Genomic DNA, 20,643 nt, shown 5'->3' on the forward strand with positions numbered 1-20,643 from the left:
GTTACTTCTTCGCCACGGTGATGCCGGCGCCGTCCTTGAGCGCGTCGCCGGGCGCGAGCACGAGCGTGTCGCCCGGCTTCACGCCCGATACCGCCAATAAGTCTCCGATGCGCTCGCCGGTTGTTACCGGTATCTCGCGCGCCTTGTCGTGATCGACGAGAAACACGACGCTCTTGCCGCCGCGCGTGACGACAGCCGTCGGCTGCACGGCCACCACGGCCTTCTTTTCCTCTGGTGGCACGGGCTTCGAGAGAAACGCGATCTTCGCGCTCATATCCGGCAACACGCGTTGGTCGCGCTCGACGAAACGCACTTTCACGAGCACGGTTGCCTTGGAACGATCGACTGTCGGCACGATGCGCGATACACGGCCCGCAAAGCGCGTGTCGGGCAATGCATCGAGTTGAATCTCGCACGGTTGATCCACTGTAATGCGTGCGATGTTCGACTCCGCGACATCCGCTTCCACTTCGAGCGTCTTCATGTCCGCGATGGTGACGACCGCGCCCTTGCTATCCGACGCCGACGAGAACGGCGTGATGTTGTCGCCCACGTTCGCGTGCTTTTCGAGCACGACGCCATCGAAGGGCGCGCGAATCACGGTCTGATCGACCGCGACTTGCGCCGCACGCGCGTTGGCTTGCGCAGAGAGAATCGCGGCTTCGTCGCTGTTGATCGATGCTTTCGCTTTGTCATAGCGCGCGCGATCGGCATCGTATTGAGAAGCGGAGATCGCGCCGTGTGGTGCAAGCACGAGCGAGCGTTTGAGATTGGCCGCAGCGTTCTCCAGCTCGGCACGCTGCAACTGGAGATTGGCTTGCGCGACCTTCACTTGCGCCTGTGCCTGTGCAAGCGCCGCCGCGACATCCGCGCTTTCCAGCCGCGCGATGATCTGCCCTTCCTTGACGACCGTCCCTTCGAGCACGCCGAGCCATTCGACGCGCCCCTGCGCCTTCGACGCCACCGCCGCCTTGCGTTGCGGCACGACATAGCCGGTTGCATTCAAAAGCGTGTAGCGCTGCGATGGATACACCGACGTGACCGTCGCCGTTTCCACTGTTTGCGGCCCCGCGAGCTTCAATCCGACGCCGATCAGCACGAGAACGATCGCCGCGATGACGGCATAGCGAAGCCAGTTGCGCCGGCGACGCGGCATGACCGTGGCCGCAGCCGGCCCACGGTCGATCCTGAGTTTTTCTAGGTCGTGTTCAGCCAATTTTCTTTGGACCTGCGGCGCCGTTTTCGCTGCTTTGCGCAGCGGTTGGCAGGTGGTACGTGAAGGGATGCTCAGTATAGCGCCGCGGCTTGCGGCGCTTTCAGCTTCGTTACATGAAGGATCATCCGCTATGCGCCTCTTTCAGATCGAGTGCAATGAAGTCGACGAACGCCCGAATGCGCGCCGACATCTGATGGCGTTTTGAATACACCGCGTAGATGTCGGCGTTGGGCGTCTCGTGGTCCGGCAGCACGGCAACGAGCCGGCCATCGGCGAGATAGTCTTCAATATCCCATTCCGCGCGCATCAGAATGCCATGTCCTTCGAGCGCCCACTTCACCGCGATCTCGCCGTCGTTGGTCGTCAGATTCCCCTTGATGCGCACGGCTTCCGTCTTGCGCGATGCACCGCGACCCGTCGTCAGCCGCCACACGCCATAGGCTTCGTCGCCCTGGCGAATGCCGATGCAGTTGTGCCGCGCGAGATCGTGCGGCGTCGCGGGCATGCCATGCGCCGCGATATACGCGGGCGACGCGCACAGCACGCGCCGGTTCGCCGCGAGGCGGCGCGCGATCACGCGCGTGTCCGGCGGCTCGCCGAATCGAATACAAACGTCGAAACTGTCGTCGGTGAGCGGCGGCGGTGCGACCGATAGCTGCAGTTGCACCGACACCTGCGGATGCCGCGCGACGAAACGCGAAATGGCCGGCGCGACGTGACTTCGCCCGAAACCGAGCGTCGCGTTCACGCGCAGCAAACCCTTCGGGCTCTTTTTCGCGCTGCCGAGCAGCTCGGCCAGTTCGTCGATCTGATCGAGAATGCGGCGCGCGTGATCGAGATACAGCTCGCCCTCCGGCGTCAGCATCATGCGGCGCGTGGTGCGGTTCACGAGCGGCACGCCCGCGCGGCTTTCCATCTGCGTCAGACGCTTGCTCACCGCCGCGGCCGTCAGCCCCAGTTCGCGCGCCGCCGCGCTCAGGCTGCCGGACGCAGCAAGCGTCGAAAAGAAGCTCAGATCGGACGGCTGCACGGTTTCGGCCACGATTCACTTGTGAAATGAAGTTAAAGATGCTTTGAGTCTAGCACCGGTTCCTGCGGCCGAAGTTAGGTAGAGTGGTCTCACGCTGCTGACACATTCAACCCCATAGAGGAACGGAGACATGAAGACCTATCGCATCGCAACCATTCCTGGCGACGGCATCGGCAAGGAAGTCGTGCCCGCCGGCCAGCAAGTGCTCGAAGCGCTCGCGCGCAGCACGCGGAATTTTGCATTCGATTTCGAAAACTTCGACTGGGGCGCGGACTACTATCGCCAGCACGGCGTGATGATGCCCGCCGATGGCCTCGACGCGCTGCGCGACAAGGACGCGATTCTCTTCGGCTCGGCGGGCGATCCCGAAGTGCCCGATCACGTCACGCTGTGGGGCCTGCGCCTGAAGATCTGCCAGGGCCTCGACCAGTACGCGAACGTGCGCCCGACGCGCATCCTGCCGGGCATCGACGGGCCGCTCAAGCGCTGCAAGCCCGAGGATCTGAACTGGGTGATCGTGCGCGAAAACTCGGAAGGCGAGTATTCCGGCGTGGGCGGGCGCGTGCATCAGGGCCATCCGATCGAAGCCGCGACGGACGTGTCGATCCTCACGCGCGCCGGCGTCGAACGCATTATGCGTTTTGCATTCAAACTCGCGCAGTCGCGTCCGCGCAAGCTGCTGACCGTGATCACGAAGAGCAACGCGCAACGTCACGCCATGGTCATGTGGGACGAAGTCGCGCTGGAAATCTCGAAGGAATTTCCGGACGTGAAGTGGGACAAGGAACTCGTCGATGCCGCCACCGCGCGCATGGTCAACCGTCCCGCGACGCTCGACACCATCGTCGCCACCAATCTGCATGCCGACATCCTGAGCGACCTGGCCGCCGCGCTCGCGGGCAGCCTGGGCATCGCGCCGACGGGCAACATCGATCCGGAGCGCCGCTATCCGTCGATGTTCGAGCCGATCCACGGTTCCGCATTCGACATCATGGGCAAAGGTCTGGCGAATCCGATCGGCACGTTCTGGTCGGTCGTGATGCTGCTCGAACATCTCGGCGAATTCGAAGCCGCGAAGCGCGTGATGGCCGCGGTCGAAGCCGTGACCGCCGACGCATCGCTGCACACCGGCGACCTCGGCGGCAAGGCCACGACCGCGCAGGTGACCGCCGCCGTGTGCGCCTTCGTCGAACGCGTGGAAGCGGCTGCCGCCTGATTCTTGTCCCGCCGTTCAGAAAAGAGCCTGATTCCAGGTCCTTGCCCGCGATGCATCGCACATCGCGGGCAAGGGAGACGCGCGCCGCGTCTTTCCATCGCCATTTAAAAGAGCACCGCTCGCCTCCCAAGGAGGAGACACATGCAGCCCGCCGTTCAGTCACCAACCGAATCGAACCTCGAAGCACGCGTGTCGCGCAAACTTGCGTGGCGCATCATTCCGTTCGTGATGCTGCTGTACTTCATCAGCTTTCTTGATCGCGTCAACGTCGGCTTTGCGGCGATGACGATGAACAAGGCCATCGGCCTTTCGCCCACTGCATTCGGTTTGGGCGGCGGGCTGTTTTTCATCGGCTATTTTCTGTTCGAGGTTCCGTCGAATCTCATTCTTCACAAGGTCGGCGCACGCATCTGGATTGCACGCGTGATGATCACGTGGGGCATCGTGTCGGTGGCGTCCGCATTCGTCAGTGGTCCGAATAGTTTTTATCTGCTGCGCTTTCTGCTCGGCGTTGCGGAAGCGGGCTTCTTTCCGGGCGTCATTCTCTATCTGAGCCTGTGGTTTCCCGCGAAGCAGCGCGCCGTGGCCGCTGCATGGTTCATGGCGGCTGCGCCGATATCGACGGCCATCGGCTCGCCGCTCTCCGGCGCGATCATGCAAATGCCGCCCATGTTCGGCCTCGCCGACTGGCAATTGCTCTACGTGATCGAAGCGCTGCCTGCCATCGCGCTCGGCTTCGTCGTGCTCAAGTATCTGACCGACACACCCGCCAAAGCGCACTGGCTCGCAAGCGATGAACGCGAGTGGCTCATCGCGAAGCTCAAGTCCGAAGCCGATGCGAAGCAGGCCCACGCAGGCCACACGGCGGGCGCGTGGAATGCATTGCGCGATCCTCGCGTGCTCGCGCTGGCGTTGATCTACTTCGGCACGTCGGCGGGACTTTATACGCTCGGGCTGTGGGCACCGCTCATCATTCGCCAGTACGGGTTCAGCGCGATGCAGACGGGCCTCATCAACGGTATTCCGAGCGTGGTTGCGGTTGTCGCGATGATCCTCTGGGCCAAGCATTCCGACCGCACGCAGGAACGCACGTGGCATGTGGTCATTCCGTGCGCGCTGGCGTGCGTCGGCTTCATATTCGCGGGTCAGGCGGCGACAGCGCTGTTCGTGGTGCTGGCGCTCGTCGTAGTGAACGTGGGCATCAGCGCGGCAAAGGCGCCGCTCTGGGCAATGCCGAGCATGTTCCTCTCGGGCGCGGGCGCGGCGGCGGGGATCGCGATGATCAATTCGATCGGCAATCTCGGCGGCTTCGTGGGACCGTTCGCGATCGGCTGGCTCAAGAACGTAACGGGCGGCTATGCAGCGGGCCTTTACGTGGTCGGCGCGACGCTTGCGATGTCCGCGGTCATCACGTTGATGCTGAGCCGCAAGGCGAAGGCGGAGCGAGAGCATGGCGTGACGGCTCGTTCGTAGGCGGTATTTACATTCGATGTCGCGTACCCACGCGAGCCCTGTTCGGACGGGGCTCGCTTTTTTTGCGTTTTGCGCGCCGACGAGGGGTGTCATCGCATTGCATGCAATCGACCGCAGGCGGCCCAAAGAATACAAAATGCCGCGCGACCGTGCGACACGCTCTTCCCCTTCATGTTGCGTCCCCTTTCAGCCGCATTTTGCGACGGAATAGTCGGCTTTATTTTAAGATAGCCGCTTTCAGCGATTCGGCATCGTGTGCCGGGGATAGGTTCGTGTTCTTTCCGAAGCAAGCTCAAAACGCCGTGGCGTGGGCCTTTGGCGCTGTTTTGTGCCTGTCGGTGGCGGTTGATGCGCAGGCCGCCCGGTCGGCAGCGTCAGCCGCATCGGCGGCCACGGCGCCCGCCGCGAGCGCAACCGCAGCAAGCATTCTTTCGGCGACGTCGCTGCCGCCGCACTTCGACGGCGACGATCCCGAGCACGTCAGGGACGCATTGGCCGCGGCGACCTCGCCCAACAAAAAACCGGCGGCGAATCCGACGATCACGAGCCGCGTGCGCAGCTTCCTGGCTCGTCCGTTTCATCGCGCGAACGCTTCAGCTTCGAGCGGCGATGACCAGTCGCAAGCCGAGCGAACTTTTGCATTCGTCATACCAGCGTCGTACGGCGTGCGTTTTGAATCCAAAAAGAAGCTGTTATCGGTGAACGTGTCGCTGGCGGCGCCCGAGCATCCCGACGTGATCCAGCTCAAGCGCAAGGTGGAAGGCCAAAGCGGCCGAAAGCTCGTGATCGCGCCGGAAGCGAAGGCGAAGGGTTTCATCCAGACCATCGATACGATCCAGCTCGAAACCGACGATCGCGCGAAAACGAGTGTGCGTGGAAGCGCGCTGCTTCCCGGCTTCGATCCTTCGCACGGCAGCGGTGACTTCGCGATCGTGCTCGTCTGTTCGCTCGAACCGCCTTATCTGTCCGACCGCTCCGAACATAGCGATCCCACCGACGAAGAGCCGACCGACATCACGCGCAGGACGTCGACATTACATGGACGTATCGTTGGGATATGGCTCGTCGATCGCAACGATGGAACGATCGTCACGAAGCGGCTTCGGCTCGTCAAATAGCGCGTCGAGCAGTTTCGAGGTGAAGGCGTTATGCGAACGGCAAACAGCACCGGCGCAGAAAAGCGCTTGTTTCATGATGTTTTTTGAATACTGATGAGGCGACGCCATGAGTCGATGAACGACACGCTCGCGTATGGAGACACGAATGCCCCGTAGTTTAAAAAGCGTGCACAAGACCGGCCGGGCGGTCGGCTTGCGCCTGTTTCGGCGCAATAGCAATGCGTGGGTGCGCGTCGCCGATGTGTTCTCGCGCTTTCCGCTGCTCGCGGGCGTGATCGGCACTGCGATGGCTTTGTCGATGGGCGTGCTGTCGTTCGCCGCGCTCTGGCAGGGTCGCGCACAGGCGTTGCAGAACGCGCACGAGGCATCGGCGAATCTGGTCGCGACGCTCAGCGCAGACATCTCGCGCAACGTCGAATCGAGCGACCTGTCGTTGCGGACCATCGTGAGCGGCATGGAGAACCCGGCAACCGCGAAGCTGGCGCCGGGACTGCGCAGTCTCTTTCTCTTCGACGGCGCCACGGCCGCGAGCTATATCGGCGGTGCGTTCGTGATGAACGCGCAAGGACGGATCGTCGCTGCGCGTGATCGATCGCAGCATGCAACGGATTCTTTCAGCGATCGCGACTACTTCACCACTCACGCGCAACGCGCGGATGTCGGACTCTACATTTCGGGCCCGTATGAGTCGCGTTTGCGCGGCGGCAAGCCATCGCTCGCATTGAGCCGGCGCATCAACGCACCCGACGGCTCGTTCGCGGGCGTCGCGGTCATCGCGCTGAACAGGAGCTATTTCGATAGCCTGCTTTCGCGTGTGAATGTGGGCCGCGCGGGCTCGGTATTCATCGTGCAGCGCGATGGCGTGATGCTCGCGCGCAAGCCTCCATTGCAGGCCACCGCGGGCAATACGCCAAGGACGATCTCGCTGTCCCCGGCGTTCGCCGCGATGAAGGATCAGCCTTCGGGGTCGTATATCTCCGTATCCGCACTCGATGGCGTGCGCCGCCTCTTCACGTTCACGCGCGTGCCGGGCACGAACCTGATCGCCGGAGTCGCGCCCGCCGAGGACGACGTGCTGCAAGGCTGGCGGCACCGCAGCAAGATCATCGGCGGCCTCACGCTGATGTTCGGCGGCGGCTTCATCGCCATGTCCTGGCTGCTGGCGATCTCGCTCCGCTCACGCGCCATCGCGCTCGAAAAACTGCAGCGCCTTGCCGGCACGGACTCGCTGACCGGCTTGAGCAACCGCCGCGCGCTGGATCGTCGTCTGGGCGAAGAGTGGCGCCGTGCGCGTCGTGCGGCTCAACCGCTGTCGGCACTCTTCATCGACGTGGATCACTTCAAGCTCTACAACGACACCTACGGCCACGCGATGGGCGACGACGCGCTCGTCGCCGTCGCCGATTGCATTCAGCATTCCATCAAGCGTCCCAGCGATATCGTCGCGCGCTACGGCGGCGAGGAATTCGTGCTGGTGCTGCCCGGCGCGACGGCGGCGAGCGCGGTGACCTTCGCCGACCGGCTGCGCCTGAAGATCGAATCGCTCGCCATTCCCAACAGCGCTTCGCCCAAGGGCTTTCTCACGATCAGCATCGGCTCCGCAACGACGATTCCCCGCCACGGCGGCGACGCTCTCAAGCTGCTGAACAGCGCGGACGCCGCGCTTTACCGGGCGAAACGTTCCGGCCGCAACACGGCTGTCCACGAAGACAGCATGGTGGACGGCAGCGCGTAAGGCGCTGCCCGTGATCTGCGAACCGCGAGCCGGATGCGCTTGCATGCTGCATGCAAAATCTTTCGGCATTTTGCATTCGAAGGAGACAACACGATGACAGCCTCGGCTGCGGTATCCGCCATCCTTTTCGCGATATTGCTCGGCGCGATGATTCCTGGACCCAGCTTCGTGCTGGTCGCCCGCAACGCGATCGGTTTATCGCGAGCGGACGGGCTCGCCACTGCGCTCGGCATGGGCCTCGGCGGGATCGTGTTCGGAGGCGTCGCGTTGGCGGGCCTGTACACGGTGCTGCTTGCGGTCGAATGGCTTTACATCGCATTGAAAGTCGCGGGCGGACTTTATCTGCTCTATATCGCGTCGCGAATCTGGCGCGGCGCGGCACAGCCGATGTCGATGCCAGCCGATGGCACGCCGCACGCCCGCAGCGCTTCGAAGTGCTTCTGGCTCGGGCTGACGACGCAACTGAGCAACCCGAAGACGGCGATCTGGTACGGCAGCATCTTCGCCGCCCTGCTGCCGCAGCATCCGCCGCTCTGGTGTTATTTCGTGCTGCCGCCGCTCGTGTTCGGCATCGAGTTCGGCTGGTACACAATCGTCGCACTATGCTTTTCGAGCCGCCGTCCGCGCGAGCTGTATCTGCGCGCGAAGAAATGGATAGATCGCATTGCCGCGACAATGATCGCCGCGCTTGGACTCCGGCTCATTCTCGCGGCGGGAAGAAGTGGGATTTGAAGCGGGATTTGAAGCTGGCTGCATTCAGAATGCCAAGCGCCGACGCAGCGCCGGCACACTAGCGCGATAGTCCGCGCGCGTCGATGGACCAGATATCGACCACTTGCTCGCCGCGATAGCACACGTACTCGTCGTAGAGATTCACGGTCGGATCGCAATGGCCCGGCGGCAAAAGAATGCGCTTGCCGAGCAGCGCCGACGTGTCGTCGTGCGGCGCGCCTTTTGCATTCAGCATGCCATGTTCGTCGTTCGCGGCGCTATACGTCAGCACCGGCTCATCGGCTGCATCCAGCCAATGCACGCTGCGCGGCAAGCCGGAATCCACCGCCAGCCCCTTGAGGCCGACATCGCAAACGGCCATGCCGGGACGGGCCGCGCTCATGATCGTCGACAGCACGAAAAGGCTATGGCGCCACTGCAGTTCACCGTCATACGCCAGCGAGCCGTAATCGCCATCCATGAAAACGTACGAGCCCGGCTGCACCTCGGTATAGACGCCGCTCGCGACATCGAATTCGACCGTGCCCGTGCCTCCGCCCGTCACGATGGCACTTTGAATGCCACGCGCCTCCAGCGTTCGTACAAAATGCGCGGCGCGATCCGCTGCGCGCCCCGCTTCGGTCTTGCGCGCCTGCCAGTCGGCGATATGCTGAGCACCGCCGTGATACGCCTGGATGCCCGCGAATCGCAACGCCGGCTGGGCCGCGATGGCATCGGCGAGCGACAGCAGCGCGTCCTCGCTCGTCACGCCGCAACGGCGCTGGCCGGCATCGACTTCGGCGAGCACGTCGATCTTCACGCCCGCGCGCAGAGCCGCGGCGCCGAGCGCTTCGACTTGCGGAATCGCATCGGCGCATACGGAAAGACGCACGTGCGCCGCGAGTTCGACGGCCATCGCGACCTTGTCCGCACCGACGAACTCGTTGCTGATATGAATGCTCTCGACGCCGGCCGCCGCGAAAGGATAGGCCTCCGAAAGCTTCTGGCAGCACACGCCGGCCGCGCCTGCCTCGATTTGACGACGCGCGATCGCGCTCGACTTATGCGCCTTCGCATGAGGCCGCAACGCGACGCCGTTACGCGCGACGAACGCGGCCATTGCGGCCAGATTGGCATCGAAGGCGTCGAGGTCGATCAGCAGCGACGGCGTGGCGACGGCCGAGAGCGCATCGCCGACGCGCGCGGCGGGAGGAGGAACGAGCTTCATGATTGAACGTGAGGCGTGAGACATGAGAAACGAGAAATGAAAAGGCCGGGCGTCACTATAACGCCCGGCATTCGGTCGACCGCATGCTGCATGCAAAATGCCGCATGCATTGAACCGAGCGACACGAATCATCCCGCCAGCGCTTCGGCCTCCAAAATCGCGCCTTCGTCCTTGAGCGACTGGATGCGCGCATCGTCGAAACCGTATTCGCCCAGCACTTCGGCCGTATGCTGCCCGAGCAGCGGCGCCGAACGCGAGGGCGCGGTGCAGCCATCGGAGAAATGAATTGGCAAGCCGATGCCGCGCATCGAACCCGCGAGCGGATGCTCGGTCTCGACGATCATGCCGCGCGCGACAGCCTGTTCGTGCGACGACGCTTCCGGCACGCTGAGCACGGCGCCGCTCGGCAAGCCGATCGCATCGAACGCTGCGAGCCATTCGTTCGTGGTGCGCTCGACGAGCCGTGCAGTCAGAATCTCCACCAGCGCCTCGCGATGCTTCAGCCGGCCCGCGTTGGTCTGGAAGCGCTCGTCATCGGCGAGGCCGGGAATGTTCAGCACGCCCACGAGCCGCTCGTAATTGCTTTGATTCGCCGCGCCGATATTCACCCAGCCATCGCGCGTCCGGAATGCCTGATACGGCGCGCTCGTCGGATTCGCCGAGCCGGCCTTCGGCAGCACGGTGCCGTCCGCGAAATAGTTCGCGAAAGCCCAGTACATCTGTTGCAGGCCCGCTTCGAAGAGCGAGGTATCGACCATCTGGCCGAGACCCGTGCTCTTCTTTTTCGCATAGGCCGCGCTGATGCCGAGCGCCGCGAGAATGCCCGCGTTGATGTCCGTCACCGGCGACCCCGCCTTGATCGGCGCCTGCCCCGGCTCGCCCGTCATGCTCATCAGTCCGCTCAGGCCTTGCGCGATGAGATCGAAGCCGCCCTTGTCCGCCATCGGCCCGCTGCGGCCGTAGCCTGAAATCGCGCAATAGATGAGGCCGGGATTCACTGCCTTGAGCGCTTCATAGCCCATGCCGAGCTTTTCCATCGTGCCGCGACGATAGTTCTCCGTGACGACATCCGCCGTCGCGAGCATCTTCTTCAGCACTTCCTTGCCGCCCTCGGTTTTCAGATTGAGCGCGATGCCGCGTTTGTTGCGGTTCACGATCATGAACGATGCCGACTCGCCGCTCGGAAGGATCGGCGCGAAACGCCGGCAATCGTCGCCGCCCGGGATCTTCTCGACCTTGATGACGTCGGCGCCCATGTCGGCGAGCATCATCCCGCAGATCGGTCCCGACATGATGTGCGCGAGTTCGATCACCCGCATGCCCGCGAGCGGACCTCCGCCCTGCTCGGTCGATGCTGCCGCTGGATTCGTGTCTGCCGCTTTCGTGTCTGCCATTTCTACGTTCCTGTTATTCCGGTTTCATCGGGCTGCTCGTGGATGTCAATGGCGACCGTCCGCGCCGAGATTGCATGCTGCATCTTGAATGCCGAATGCCTAATGCCTGATGCCGCATGCAATCCGTGCCGCCGAACGACCGCCCTGCGCGTCACACCAGCTTTCCCGCGTGCGCGCCTTCCGTCTTCTCCTCTTCGACTTCGAGCGACCGATCCGGACGCATCGTGAACGACAGGATGATGCCGGCTGCCATGACGATCATCGATACCGTGAACGGCAGATTCCAGTTGCCGGTGCGGTCGATGAGCCATCCGCCGATGACCGGGCTGATGATCGCCGACAGCGCCGATCCTGAATTCATAATGCCGGACGCCGTGCCCGCATGCTTCGGTGCGATGTCCATCGGCACGGACCACATCGGCCCGATCGTCATCTCGTTGAAGAAGAAGCCCGCCGACAGACAGATGGCCACGAAGGTCATCGAGATATCGGAGACGAGCATGATCGGTGCGAGCGAGAGCAGCGTCAGCAGCATGCACACGCCGACCATCACATTACGAGCGAGACGCACGTTGCCGCTCTTGCGCAGGATGCGATCGGTCACGGAACCGCCGAGATAATCGCCCAGCACGCCCGCGAAGAACACACCCGATGCGAACAGCGCCGACTTGCCGAGCGGCATGTGATAGTTGTGCAGGAAGTACTGCGGAATCCAGCCGAGGAACAGCCACAACACCCAGCCATAGCAGAAATACACTGCGGTGACAGGCGCCATGCGGCCGAGCAGAATGCGCCACGGTACCGGCTTGCGCTGCTTCACGCCCGAATAGTCCGCAAGCGTCGCGCATTCGGACTCGGTGATGCTCGGATGATCGCGGGGGTTATCGCGAAAGTAGAAGATCCACGCGACGGCCCATGCGAAGCTGATGATGCCGGTGATGATGAACGCACCGCGCCAGCTCGTCGCGAGCATCAGCCATACGATCAGCGGCGGCGCCACTGCATTGCCGATGCGCGATGCGGCATGCGTGATCCCTTGCGCGAAGCCGCGCTGGTCCGCCGGCATCCAGTTGGACATGGCGCGCGTCGCGGTCGGGAACGTCGCGCCTTCGCCGAGACCGAGCAATACTCGCGCGACGATCAGCGAGACGAAGCCGCCTGCCATGCCGGTCAGCACGGTCGCGCCTGCCCAGATGATGGCGCACACGGCGAGCGTACGACGCGGGCCGAAGCGATCGCCCACCCATCCGCCGATGATCTGGAAAATCAGATACGGATACGCGAATGCAGAAAACACGAAGCCGATCTGCGTATGTGACAGGCCGAGTTCCGCGCCGAACTGGCTCGCCGCGGTACTGACATTGACGCGGTCGATATAGGTGATGAAATACATCGCGCATAGCAGCAACAGAACGCGCGTGGTGGCTCGACGGAACATCATCGTCTCCTTGAGTGATCGCGTGCGCTTCCCCGGCGCGGCATGCACCGTGGTCACGGCATACGGAACATCGTTAGGTGCGTCGAATGAGGGCGTGCGCCCGCGAATATCGCTATGGTGTGCGTCTGCGCAATCGGCGGATGCGAGGTTTGCGGGGTGATGTCATGACGTCGTCTCCTGTCGCGGATCGTCGAGTGTCCGCTGTTATGGTGTCGATGGAACTGCCTCTGCCTGCTGCTATGTCAATCTATAACGTCGACTTCCTTCAAGCGATCGCACGTTCGAGCACGCGCGCGACATGTAATGCGTCGGTCTGTGCGCCATCCGCGATCTGGTGACGGCAACTCGTGCCGTCCGCGACGATCACTGCATCGCGCGCATCTCTTGCCTTGCGCACCGCCGGCAAGAGCGACATTTCGGCCATCGCTTGCGATGCTTCATAGTGTTCCGCTTCATAGCCGAAGCTGCCGGCCATGCCGCAGCATGACGATTCGATCGTCTTGACGTCCAGCCCGGGAATCCAGCTCAGGACCGCCTCGACGGGACGCACTGCATCGAAGGCTTTCTGATGACAGTGGCCATGCAGCAAAGCCTTTTGTTTGTCGAGCGATTTAAACTGGAGATTGAAACGTCCCGCTGTGCGCTCGCGCACGAGAAACTCTTCGAATAGAAACGATGCTTCGGATAGCTTACGAGCTGCATCGCCATATCCGTAGCCGAGGAACTCGTCGCGCAACGAGAGCAGACACGATGGCTCCAGCCCCACGATCGACACGCCGCGTTCGACGAAGGGCAGCAGCGCATCCAGCGCACGGCGCGCTTCGGCTTTCGCTTCATCGACGAGTCCGGCTGAAAGGAACGTGCGGCCGCAGCACAGCGGACGTTCGCCTGCCTTCGTGTTGAGATGAACGGCGTAGCCCGCCGCTTCGAGCACACGTTGCGCGGCGCGGGCGTTCTCGGGCTCCATGTAATTGTTGAACGTATCGACGAACAACAGCACTTCCTTCTCCGCCGATGCAACGCGCTTGCTGTGGGCATCGTCGAGAAAAGGCTTCTTGAAGCGCGGAAACGCACGTTGAGGCGCGAGCCCGAGCTTCGTCTTGAGCCAATGCGCGGCGCGCGGCATGTTCGCTTCGAACGATGCGCTCAACGACGGCATGCGGCTCGCATACGGCGCATAGCGCGGCAGGAATGCGACGAGGCGTTCGCGCAGACGCAGACCATGACGCGCCGTCCACGCCGCGCGCGCTTCGATCTTCATGCGCGCCATATCGACGCCGGTCGGGCAATCGCGCTTGCATCCCTTGCATGAGACGCAGAGATCGAGCACGTCCTTGACATCCTGGCTCGCGAGTCCATCGCCGTCTTCGCCGAGCTGACCCGACAGCGCAAGACGCAAAGTATTCGCGCGGCCTCGCGTGACATGTTGCTCGTCCTTCGTGATGCGATAACTCGGGCACATCGTGCCTGCATCGAACTTGCGGCAGTGGCCGTTGTTGTTGCACATCTCGACAGCCTTCGCGAGTCCGTTCGAAAGATCGCCACCCGATCCCTTCGGTCCTTCTTCACCGGTCAATGGATCGCGCGTGACGTTCCACGCGGACCAGTCGAGTTGCGGTTCGAAGGCACGCTCGCGATACGACGGCGGGAACCGGAAGTTCGTCGCGTCGTCCATCTTCGGCGGTGCAACGATGCGATCGGGGCTCATGCGGTTCTCGGGATCGAAGAGCCGCTTGATGTCACGAAACGCTTCATTGATCCGAGGTCCGTATTGCCATGCAACCCACTCGCCACGGCAAAGACCATCGCCATGCTCGCCCGAATATGCGCCCTTGCATTCGCGCACCATCGCGGCTGCCTCTTCCGCAATCGCACGCATCTTCGTCGCGCCGTCGCGACGCATATCGAGAATCGGCCGCACATGCAGCGTGCCGACGCTCGCATGCGCATACCATGTCCCTTCGGTGCCGTGCTTTCTGAAGACTTCGGTGAGGCGGCTCGTATAGTGCGCGAGATGTTCGAGCGGCACCGCGCAATCTTCGATGAAGGACACAGGCTTCCCGTCGCCCTTCATGCTCATCATGATGTTGAGCCCGGCCTTGCGCACTTCCCACAGCGCTTTTTGCGGGCCCGCATCGGGCATCTGCACGACGGAGCCAGGCAAGCCCAGGTCGCTCATCAACTCGACGAGTTCTGCGAGCTTGCTTACTTGCGCGTCACGTTGCTCGCCCGCGAACTCGACCAGCAGCACCGCTTCCGGTTCGCCCACCAGCGCCTTCTCGATGACCGGACGAAACGCGGGATTCGACATCGCCAGATCGATCATCGTGCGATCGACGAGTTCCACTGCAACGGGACCGAGCTTCACGATGTGCTGCGTCATGTCCATCGCATCGAAGAAGCTCGGGAAGTTCACCACGCCAAGCGTCTTGTGAGCGGGCAGCGGTGCGAGCTTCAACGTCAACTGACGGCTGAATGCGAGCGTGCCTTCCGAACCGACCAGCAGGTTCGCCATGTTCGGTTCGTCGGCGCTGAAGGGCAACGGGCTCTGGCAATCGAAGAGATCGAGGTTGTAGCCCGCGACGCGCCTCAGTACCTTCGGAATGTGCTCACGCATTTCATCGCGTTCGCGCATGGCAATCCCGCGCACCCCTTCGATGAGATCGCGCACGCGCGCATCGCTGCGCATCGTCGAGAGCCTGCCGAAGCGTGCTTCGTGACCATCGGCGAGGATCGCGTCGATGGCGTCGACGTTATGCACCATGATCCCGTATTCCATCGAGCGCGAGCCGCACGAGTTGTTGCCGGCCATGCCGCCTATGGTGCATTGCGCGCTCGTCGATACATCCACCGGAAACCACAGGCCATGCGGCTTGAGCCACGCATTCAGATGATCCAGCACCACCCCCGGCTCGACCGTGACCGTGCGCGCTTCCTTGTCGAAGTGAACGATGTTGTTGAGCCACTTCGTCGTATCGATGACGAGCGCTTCACCGATGGTCTGTCCGCACTGGCTGGTGCCCGCGCCGCGCGCGAGCACGCTCGCGTGACTATCGCGCGCAATATCCAATGCGAGCCGCAAGTCGTCCTGATCCTTCGGCACGACGACGCCGAGCGGCATGATCTGATAGATCGACGCATCGGTCGCGTAACGTCCACGCGATGCGCGATCGAACAGCACGTCGCCCTTCAGCTCGCGTTGCAGCCGTGCCTGCAAGGGCGTCGGCGCGGCGAGCCGTGCGCGCGCCGATGCAGGCATCAGATGAATCGGCTTGACGAGACGGTCGGTGGTGGAATTGAGCATCGTCGCTGTCAGTAGGTGCGGTTGGTCTTTTGCATGCGTGATGCCGAATGCGTTATTCGAAATGCAGTCGGACGGGCGGCAAACCTTCGATCTTGCCGGTCGCCACGCCCGGCTTGTCCGGGAACGCGATGCCGGTGTACGAACCCGCCGTGATCACCGTGCCTTTCTCCACGATCAGTCCGCGCGACACCGCGTGATTGATCGTCCAGGCGAGCAGCCTGCGCGGATCGCCGGCCGGATTGGCGGGCGTGGCGTCGAAGAGCGATGCGCCGTCGTAGTCGAACGTCATCGCCGGCGAAACGAACGGGAACGCGTCGTCATACGGCACGCCTTCGCCGACGACGAGCGCGCCGTGGTTCTGCAAGTCCGCAAGCTGCCAGATCTTGTCGATGTCGGGCCACGCGGCAAAGCGGCTCGCGACCACTTCGATCGCCGCGTGCACGGAGTCGATTGCATTCAAAATGTCATCGTCGCTGTACGGGCCGCTGTTCGCGTCGAAGCTGCGCTTGAACGTGAACGCGACTTCGAGTTCGAGCCCCGCCTTGCCGAACGCCTGCATCGAAAGATGCACGCCCGATTCGTGCATGCCGCTTGCCGGAAGCAGCGCGCCCTGAATGGGACCATCGGCGGATTTCGAGCCGACCTTCCAGCCGCCGATCGCGCGGCTGTCGCTACTGTCGGCGCCGAGTGCGCGCAGCGTCGCTTCCTGCGTCGCGTAGGCATCGTCGGCGCTCGCCGGACGAGCGGTCTCGGGCAAGTCGTCCAGCTTCGCGCGATGCCCGCGCGCCTCGGCAAAGAGACGCGCGAGCGCCGCTACATCGAACGCCGCGCTCATGCCGCGACCTTCAGTTCGGGCTTGGCGACGTGCTTCGTCAGATAGTCCATCGCGGCCGTGACGCCGCTGCCCTGCAACGGAATGTGCGCGAGCTTGAGGCCCATTTCGCAGCCGCAAAGCGCGGCCATCAGCGTGAGATCGTTGCAATCGCCGAGATGTCCGATGCGGAACATGCGGCCCTTCGCCTTGCCGAGCCCCGTGCCGAGCGACAGATCGAAATGTTCGTAGATGAGCTTGCGCACCGAATCGGCATCGACGCCTTCGGGCGTCATCACGCCCGTGAGCACCGGCGAATACACGGACGGGTCCGCGCACTGGATCTCCAGACCCCACGCCGTCACGGCCGCGCGGCAGGCAGCCGCGAGCCGCTGATGCCGTGCGAACACGTTGTCGAGCCCTTCGCCGAGAATCATGTCGAGCGCTTCAGCCAGGCCGTACAGCAGATTCGTGTTCGGCGTGTAGGGCCAGTAGCCCTGCTTGTTCATCTCGATGATCTCTTTCCAGTCCCAGAACGCGCGCGGCAGCTTCGCCTGCTTCGACGCTTCGATCGCCTTCTGCGACACCGCATTGAAGCTGATCCCCGGCGGCAGCATGAGGCCCTTCTGCGAGCCTGAAACGGTCACGTCGACACCCCACTCGTCGTGGCGATAGTCGGCGGATGCGAGACCCGAGATGGTATCGACGAGCAGCAACGCAGGATGACCCGCTGCATCGATCGCGCGGCGCACGGCGGCGATGTCGGACGTGACGCCCGTCGAAGTCTCGTTATGCACGACGCAAACGGCCTTGATCGTGTGCTGCGTATCGTCGCGCAGGCGCTTTTCGATCATGTCCGGCTGCACACCGCGACGCCATCCTTCGATGCCCGGCAAGCCGAGGAACTCCGGCTTGAGTCCCAGGTTCTCGGCCATCTTCTTCCATAGCGTCGCGAAGTGACCGGTTTCGTACATGAGGACGGTATGGCCGGGGCTGAGCGTGTTGGACAGCGCGGCTTCCCATGCACCCGTGCCCGATGCCGGATAGATCACGACCGGCTGCGTCGTCTTGAAGATCTTCTTGATTCCATCGAGCACCTTCAGCCCCAGCGCGCCGAACTCCGGGCCACGATGGTCGATGGTCGGATAGCTCATTGCACGCAGTATGCGATCGGGCACCGGGCTAGGGCCGGGAATGCCCAGGAAGTGACGGCCAGCGGGATGGAAATCGAGCTTCAGCATGGGTGCGCATCCTTTTAAATTGAATTTTGCATGCAAAATACTCTAACGCAGTGTTTCGGCCGAGCAAAGGATTTATTAGGCCGAATGGCCTAGGGATAACCCGTTGGCGGTTTTTTCCGCTTTCCTTGAGCTAAAATTGCCGAAACGAATTTCGAGGTATTGAATGCAAAATCCCGACATCCCGGAATCGCGCCTGTCGCCGGCGCTGCTCCCCAAGCTGGAACGTCTCCGCCTGCACGACACGGTGGTGGACAATCTGCGCACGTTCATCGTCGAGGGGACGCTCGCGCCCGGCGTCAAGCTGAACGAGCGCAAGCTGTGCGAAACGCTCGGCATCTCGCGCACGCCGTTGCGCGAAGCGTTGAAGGTGCTGGCGGCCGAAGGGCTGATCGAGATCGCGCCGAACCGGGGCGCGTCGGTATCGCAGATGAGCGACCTCGAGATCCGCGAGATGTTCGAACTGATGAGCGGCCTCGAAGCGTTCTCCGGCGAGTTGGCGTGCGAGCGCATCACGCCCGCCGAGATCGACGAGATCAAGTCGCTGCACGAAGCGATGATCGCTTGCCGCGCGAACAACGATCTTTCGGGGTACTACGCGCGCAATCGCGCCATCCACGACAAAATCAACGAAGCGGCGCGCAATACCGCCTTGCGGCAGACGTACACGTCGATCAATCGCCGTTTGCAGGCGCTGCGCTTCCGTTCGAATTTTCAGACGCCGAAGTGGGACAGCGCCATACGCGAACACGAAGAGATGATCGCGGCGCTCGAGACACGCGATGGTCCGCGCATGGCCGCGATTCTGCGCCGGCATTTGCTGAGCAAGCGCGATGCGGTGCTCGCGGAGCGCACGCTGACGACGGTGAAGCCCGCCGCCGTCACGAAGCGTGGGACTAAAGAGGCATAGATCGTGAACCGTGCGGCATCTCGCTGCCGTTTCTTCAGCCGCGCGAAACCAGCGCGGCGACGTGACCGCTCTCATGCGGGACATGGCGCGTGACGGGTGCGACGAAAGCGAGCGCAGCCGTGATAACGATGGCGATGACACTGATAGTGATGGCATTCATGTTGACCTCCGTTTCGATGAAGCCATTGTCGTCGCGCAGAGTTAGCTGGAAATGAGCCGGGCTGCGGTGCGATCGCGTTCGCGCCACCGAGAGTAACATCGGCATTCTTTATTCCGCATTCAGAATGCAATCGATGCACTCGACGTACGCGACCACGGCTACAACGCTCGAACTCCCCTTCAAACGTCCCTTCGACTGGACGCGCCTCATCGCCTTCATCGGCGGGAGGGCGTCGGCGGGCGTGGAGTCCGTGGAAGGCGGCGTGTATCGACGTGCGATCGAATGGCGCGGCGACGACGGCATCGTCGAAGTGCGGCCACATGAACGCAAGCATCGCCTCATCGTGACCGTTCAAGGCGATGCGGCTCGCCACGCCGACGAACTCGCCGCCCCGCTTTCACGAATGTTCGACGTGCATGCAGATCCTCACGCCATCTCGCAATGCCTCTCGCGCGACCCGATGCTCGCGCCGCTCGTCGAGGCCGCGCCCGGACTGCGCGTGCCGGGCGCGTGGTCCGGCTTCGAACTCGTCGTGCGGACGATCGTCGGGCAGCAGGTGAGCGTGAAAGGCGCATCGACGATCATGGGACGCATCGTGCAGCGCGCCGGGCGGCGCATCGACGGTCATGCGCACGAAGGCACGGCCTGGCGCTTTCCGACGCCATCCGAACTCGCAGCGGCAGACCTCGAAAAGATCGGCATGCCGGGCAAACGCATCGAGACTGTGCAGCGTTTCGCGCATGCGGTGGCGACGGGCGCCCTGCCGATCGACACGCCCGGCGCGGACCCTGAGCACGTGAAATGCGAACTGCTCGCGATGCCGGGCATCGGACCGTGGACGGTCGGCTATGTCGCGATGCGCGCCTTGCGCGACCCCGACGCATGGCCCGATGCCGATCTCGTGCTGATGCAGGCCATCGCTGGACGCGAGCCGTCACTCATGAAACCGGCCCAGCGGCGCGCGTACACCGAACGCTGGCGTCCGTGGCGCGCTTATGCGGCAATGCACTTGTGGAACGGCGTGGCGGCCGAGACCGGACTCGCACGAGGCGGTTGAATTTTGCATGCGGTCGATTGCATGCAGCATGCCGAATCACAGGAAATGGGCTAGTCTGGGCTGAGATGCGGTCCTCGCCCCTCGCCTTCGCGCACAGATTGCAGCGGCTCCGTTTGCAAAGGAGACTCCTATGACCGATGTACCGAGCGACAAGTGGCAATACCAGGTCCGCATTCGCCTAAGCCCCCGATACGCGGACCTCGCGCGCAAAGATCCGTCCAACGCGGAACTATCATCAATCAACACGCTGCTCGTCAAATACCAAGCCTCGTTGAACTGCCAGTTCGATGCATTCGCCGACTACGTCGCGCAAGCCGAACGAGAAGGCACGGAGCATTACCCGCTGTACCGATGGACACGCGAGACCATCGAAGATCCCGTCAAAAAGGCAAAGTATCTGGAGGCGTTCACGCTATACGTGCATGACGATGAGGTCTACGACAAGGCCATCGCCGACGCGCTCGAAACCGACCTCCACGGACTCGCGCGCCATTGGAACGGGGCCATCACCGACATTCGCAAGTTCGATACGAACCCCGCGCATAACCCGCAGCCGCCGTCCTACGACAAGCGCTGAAGTGCGTATGGTTGACGGTGCGGGCAT

The 20,643-nt window shown here is 63.0% G+C and carries 17 protein-coding genes; 8 read left to right on the forward strand and 9 right to left on the reverse strand.

Going from position 1 to position 20,643, the window contains the following annotated elements; translation table 11 throughout:
* Position 1 precedes the first annotated feature (1 nt).
* Together AWB72_RS13060 and AWB72_RS13065 are read right to left on the reverse strand one after the other, a co-directional pair.
* Complete coding sequence (locus tag AWB72_RS13060) at positions 2 to 1,156, reverse strand: efflux RND transporter periplasmic adaptor subunit (RefSeq protein ID WP_244285613.1); 1,155 nt, start codon at positions 1,154 to 1,156, stop codon at positions 2 to 4.
* Positions 1,157 to 1,337: 181 nt separating this feature from the next.
* Positions 1,338 to 2,258: a LysR family transcriptional regulator gene (locus tag AWB72_RS13065; RefSeq protein WP_040052484.1), complete on the reverse strand. Its 921-nt coding sequence runs from the start codon at positions 2,256 to 2,258 to the stop codon at positions 1,338 to 1,340.
* 118 nt (positions 2,259 to 2,376) lie between these two features.
* On the opposite strand from AWB72_RS13065, the gene AWB72_RS13070 reads away from it, so the two are divergent.
* The 5 genes from AWB72_RS13070 to AWB72_RS13090 all read left to right on the forward strand — a co-directional run bounded on the left by AWB72_RS13070 (position 2,377) and on the right by AWB72_RS13090 (position 8,520).
* The gene (locus AWB72_RS13070; RefSeq protein ID WP_040052485.1) at positions 2,377 to 3,462 is read left to right on the forward strand and encodes a tartrate dehydrogenase; all 1,086 of its coding nucleotides are present in this window, start codon (positions 2,377 to 2,379) and stop codon (positions 3,460 to 3,462) included.
* Positions 3,463 to 3,603: 141 nt separating this feature from the next.
* Positions 3,604 to 4,935: an MFS transporter gene (locus AWB72_RS13075; protein WP_040052486.1), complete on the forward strand. Its 1,332-nt coding sequence runs from the start codon at positions 3,604 to 3,606 to the stop codon at positions 4,933 to 4,935.
* 272 nt (positions 4,936 to 5,207) lie between these two features.
* Positions 5,208 to 6,053 carry a hypothetical protein gene (locus AWB72_RS13080; RefSeq protein WP_244285614.1) on the forward strand — a complete coding sequence of 282 codons (846 nt, stop codon included), beginning with the start codon at positions 5,208 to 5,210 and terminating at the stop codon, positions 6,051 to 6,053.
* 145 nt (positions 6,054 to 6,198) lie between these two features.
* Positions 6,199 to 7,788, forward strand: coding sequence for a GGDEF domain-containing protein (locus AWB72_RS13085; protein WP_052450069.1), 1,590 nt, complete (start codon positions 6,199 to 6,201; stop codon positions 7,786 to 7,788).
* Positions 7,789 to 7,881: 93 nt separating this feature from the next.
* Positions 7,882 to 8,520 (forward strand): LysE family translocator, encoded by a 639-nt coding sequence (locus AWB72_RS13090; RefSeq protein ID WP_040052688.1) that lies wholly within the window; start codon positions 7,882 to 7,884, stop codon positions 8,518 to 8,520.
* Between the two features lie 58 nt (positions 8,521 to 8,578).
* Here the strand turns inward: AWB72_RS13090 and AWB72_RS13095 are convergent, their stop codons facing one another.
* From AWB72_RS13095 to AWB72_RS13120, 6 genes are all read right to left on the reverse strand, one after another.
* Positions 8,579 to 9,727, reverse strand: coding sequence for a DSD1 family PLP-dependent enzyme (locus tag AWB72_RS13095; RefSeq protein ID WP_040052487.1), 1,149 nt, complete (start codon positions 9,725 to 9,727; stop codon positions 8,579 to 8,581).
* Between the two features lie 128 nt (positions 9,728 to 9,855).
* Positions 9,856 to 11,046: a CaiB/BaiF CoA transferase family protein gene (locus AWB72_RS13100; protein ID WP_040052488.1), complete on the reverse strand. Its 1,191-nt coding sequence runs from the start codon at positions 11,044 to 11,046 to the stop codon at positions 9,856 to 9,858.
* Between the two features lie 226 nt (positions 11,047 to 11,272).
* Complete coding sequence (locus AWB72_RS13105) at positions 11,273 to 12,562, reverse strand: MFS transporter (RefSeq protein ID WP_040052689.1); 1,290 nt, start codon at positions 12,560 to 12,562, stop codon at positions 11,273 to 11,275.
* Between the two features lie 262 nt (positions 12,563 to 12,824).
* A complete protein-coding gene (locus AWB72_RS13110; protein WP_040052489.1) occupies positions 12,825 to 15,863 on the reverse strand; it encodes an FAD-binding and (Fe-S)-binding domain-containing protein in 3,039 nt (1,012 codons plus the stop codon).
* A 52-nt stretch (positions 15,864 to 15,915) separates the two neighbouring features.
* Positions 15,916 to 16,698, reverse strand: a complete 783-nt coding sequence (locus AWB72_RS13115) for a 2-keto-4-pentenoate hydratase (protein ID WP_040052490.1) — start codon at positions 16,696 to 16,698, stop codon at positions 15,916 to 15,918.
* Positions 16,695 to 17,915, reverse strand: coding sequence for a pyridoxal-phosphate-dependent aminotransferase family protein (locus AWB72_RS13120; RefSeq protein ID WP_040052491.1), 1,221 nt, complete (start codon positions 17,913 to 17,915; stop codon positions 16,695 to 16,697). The genes AWB72_RS13115 and AWB72_RS13120 overlap by 4 nt, the downstream gene beginning before the upstream one ends.
* Positions 17,916 to 18,078: 163 nt before the next feature.
* Between AWB72_RS13120 and AWB72_RS13125 the strand changes: the two genes are divergently transcribed.
* Positions 18,079 to 18,822, forward strand: a complete 744-nt coding sequence (locus AWB72_RS13125; protein ID WP_040052492.1) for a GntR family transcriptional regulator — start codon at positions 18,079 to 18,081, stop codon at positions 18,820 to 18,822.
* Between the two features lie 34 nt (positions 18,823 to 18,856).
* On the opposite strand, the gene AWB72_RS13130 is transcribed toward AWB72_RS13125, so the two are convergent.
* Positions 18,857 to 19,087, reverse strand: coding sequence for a hypothetical protein (locus AWB72_RS13130; protein WP_040052493.1), 231 nt, complete (start codon positions 19,085 to 19,087; stop codon positions 18,857 to 18,859).
* Between the two features lie 28 nt (positions 19,088 to 19,115).
* Between AWB72_RS13130 and AWB72_RS13135 the strand changes: the two genes are divergently transcribed.
* Together AWB72_RS13135 and AWB72_RS13140 are read left to right on the forward strand one after the other, a co-directional pair.
* A complete protein-coding gene (locus tag AWB72_RS13135; protein WP_040052690.1) occupies positions 19,116 to 20,039 on the forward strand; it encodes a DNA-3-methyladenine glycosylase family protein in 924 nt (307 codons plus the stop codon).
* Positions 20,040 to 20,169: 130 nt separating this feature from the next.
* Entirely contained in the window at positions 20,170 to 20,616 is a 447-nt protein-coding gene (locus tag AWB72_RS13140) for a hypothetical protein (protein ID WP_040052494.1), read from the forward strand.
* Positions 20,617 to 20,643 lie beyond the last annotated feature (27 nt).

It is taken from the genome of Caballeronia concitans, from assembly GCF_001544615.1.
Classification (GTDB): Bacteria; Pseudomonadota; Gammaproteobacteria; order Burkholderiales; family Burkholderiaceae; genus Caballeronia; species Caballeronia concitans.

Bases quoted from the DNA above. Each gene is read 5' to 3' on its own strand.
- AWB72_RS13075 (WP_040052486.1), top strand. From the start codon at position 3,604: ATGCAGCCCGCCGTTCAGTCACCAACCGAATCGAACCTCGAAGCACGC.
- AWB72_RS13095 (WP_040052487.1), bottom strand. From the start codon at position 9,727: ATGAAGCTCGTTCCTCCTCCCGCCGCGCGCGTCGGCGATGCGCTCTCG.
- AWB72_RS13115 (WP_040052490.1), bottom strand. From the start codon at position 16,698: ATGAGCGCGGCGTTCGATGTAGCGGCGCTCGCGCGTCTCTTTGCCGAG.
- AWB72_RS13125 (WP_040052492.1), top strand. From the start codon at position 18,079: ATGCAAAATCCCGACATCCCGGAATCGCGCCTGTCGCCGGCGCTGCTC.
- AWB72_RS13140 (WP_040052494.1), top strand. From the start codon at position 20,170: ATGACCGATGTACCGAGCGACAAGTGGCAATACCAGGTCCGCATTCGC.
- AWB72_RS13070 (WP_040052485.1), top strand. From the start codon at position 2,377: ATGAAGACCTATCGCATCGCAACCATTCCTGGCGACGGCATCGGCAAG.
- AWB72_RS13110 (WP_040052489.1), bottom strand. From the start codon at position 15,863: ATGCTCAATTCCACCACCGACCGTCTCGTCAAGCCGATTCATCTGATG.
- AWB72_RS13130 (WP_040052493.1), bottom strand. From the start codon at position 19,087: ATGCCGATGTTACTCTCGGTGGCGCGAACGCGATCGCACCGCAGCCCG.
- AWB72_RS13120 (WP_040052491.1), bottom strand. From the start codon at position 17,915: ATGCTGAAGCTCGATTTCCATCCCGCTGGCCGTCACTTCCTGGGCATT.
- AWB72_RS13090 (WP_040052688.1), top strand. From the start codon at position 7,882: ATGACAGCCTCGGCTGCGGTATCCGCCATCCTTTTCGCGATATTGCTC.
- AWB72_RS13085 (WP_052450069.1), top strand. From the start codon at position 6,199: ATGCCCCGTAGTTTAAAAAGCGTGCACAAGACCGGCCGGGCGGTCGGC.
- AWB72_RS13105 (WP_040052689.1), bottom strand. From the start codon at position 12,562: ATGATGTTCCGTCGAGCCACCACGCGCGTTCTGTTGCTGCTATGCGCG.
- AWB72_RS13060 (WP_244285613.1), bottom strand. From the start codon at position 1,156: ATGCCGCGTCGCCGGCGCAACTGGCTTCGCTATGCCGTCATCGCGGCG.
- AWB72_RS13135 (WP_040052690.1), top strand. From the start codon at position 19,116: ATGCACTCGACGTACGCGACCACGGCTACAACGCTCGAACTCCCCTTC.
- AWB72_RS13100 (WP_040052488.1), bottom strand. From the start codon at position 11,046: ATGCGGGTGATCGAACTCGCGCACATCATGTCGGGACCGATCTGCGGG.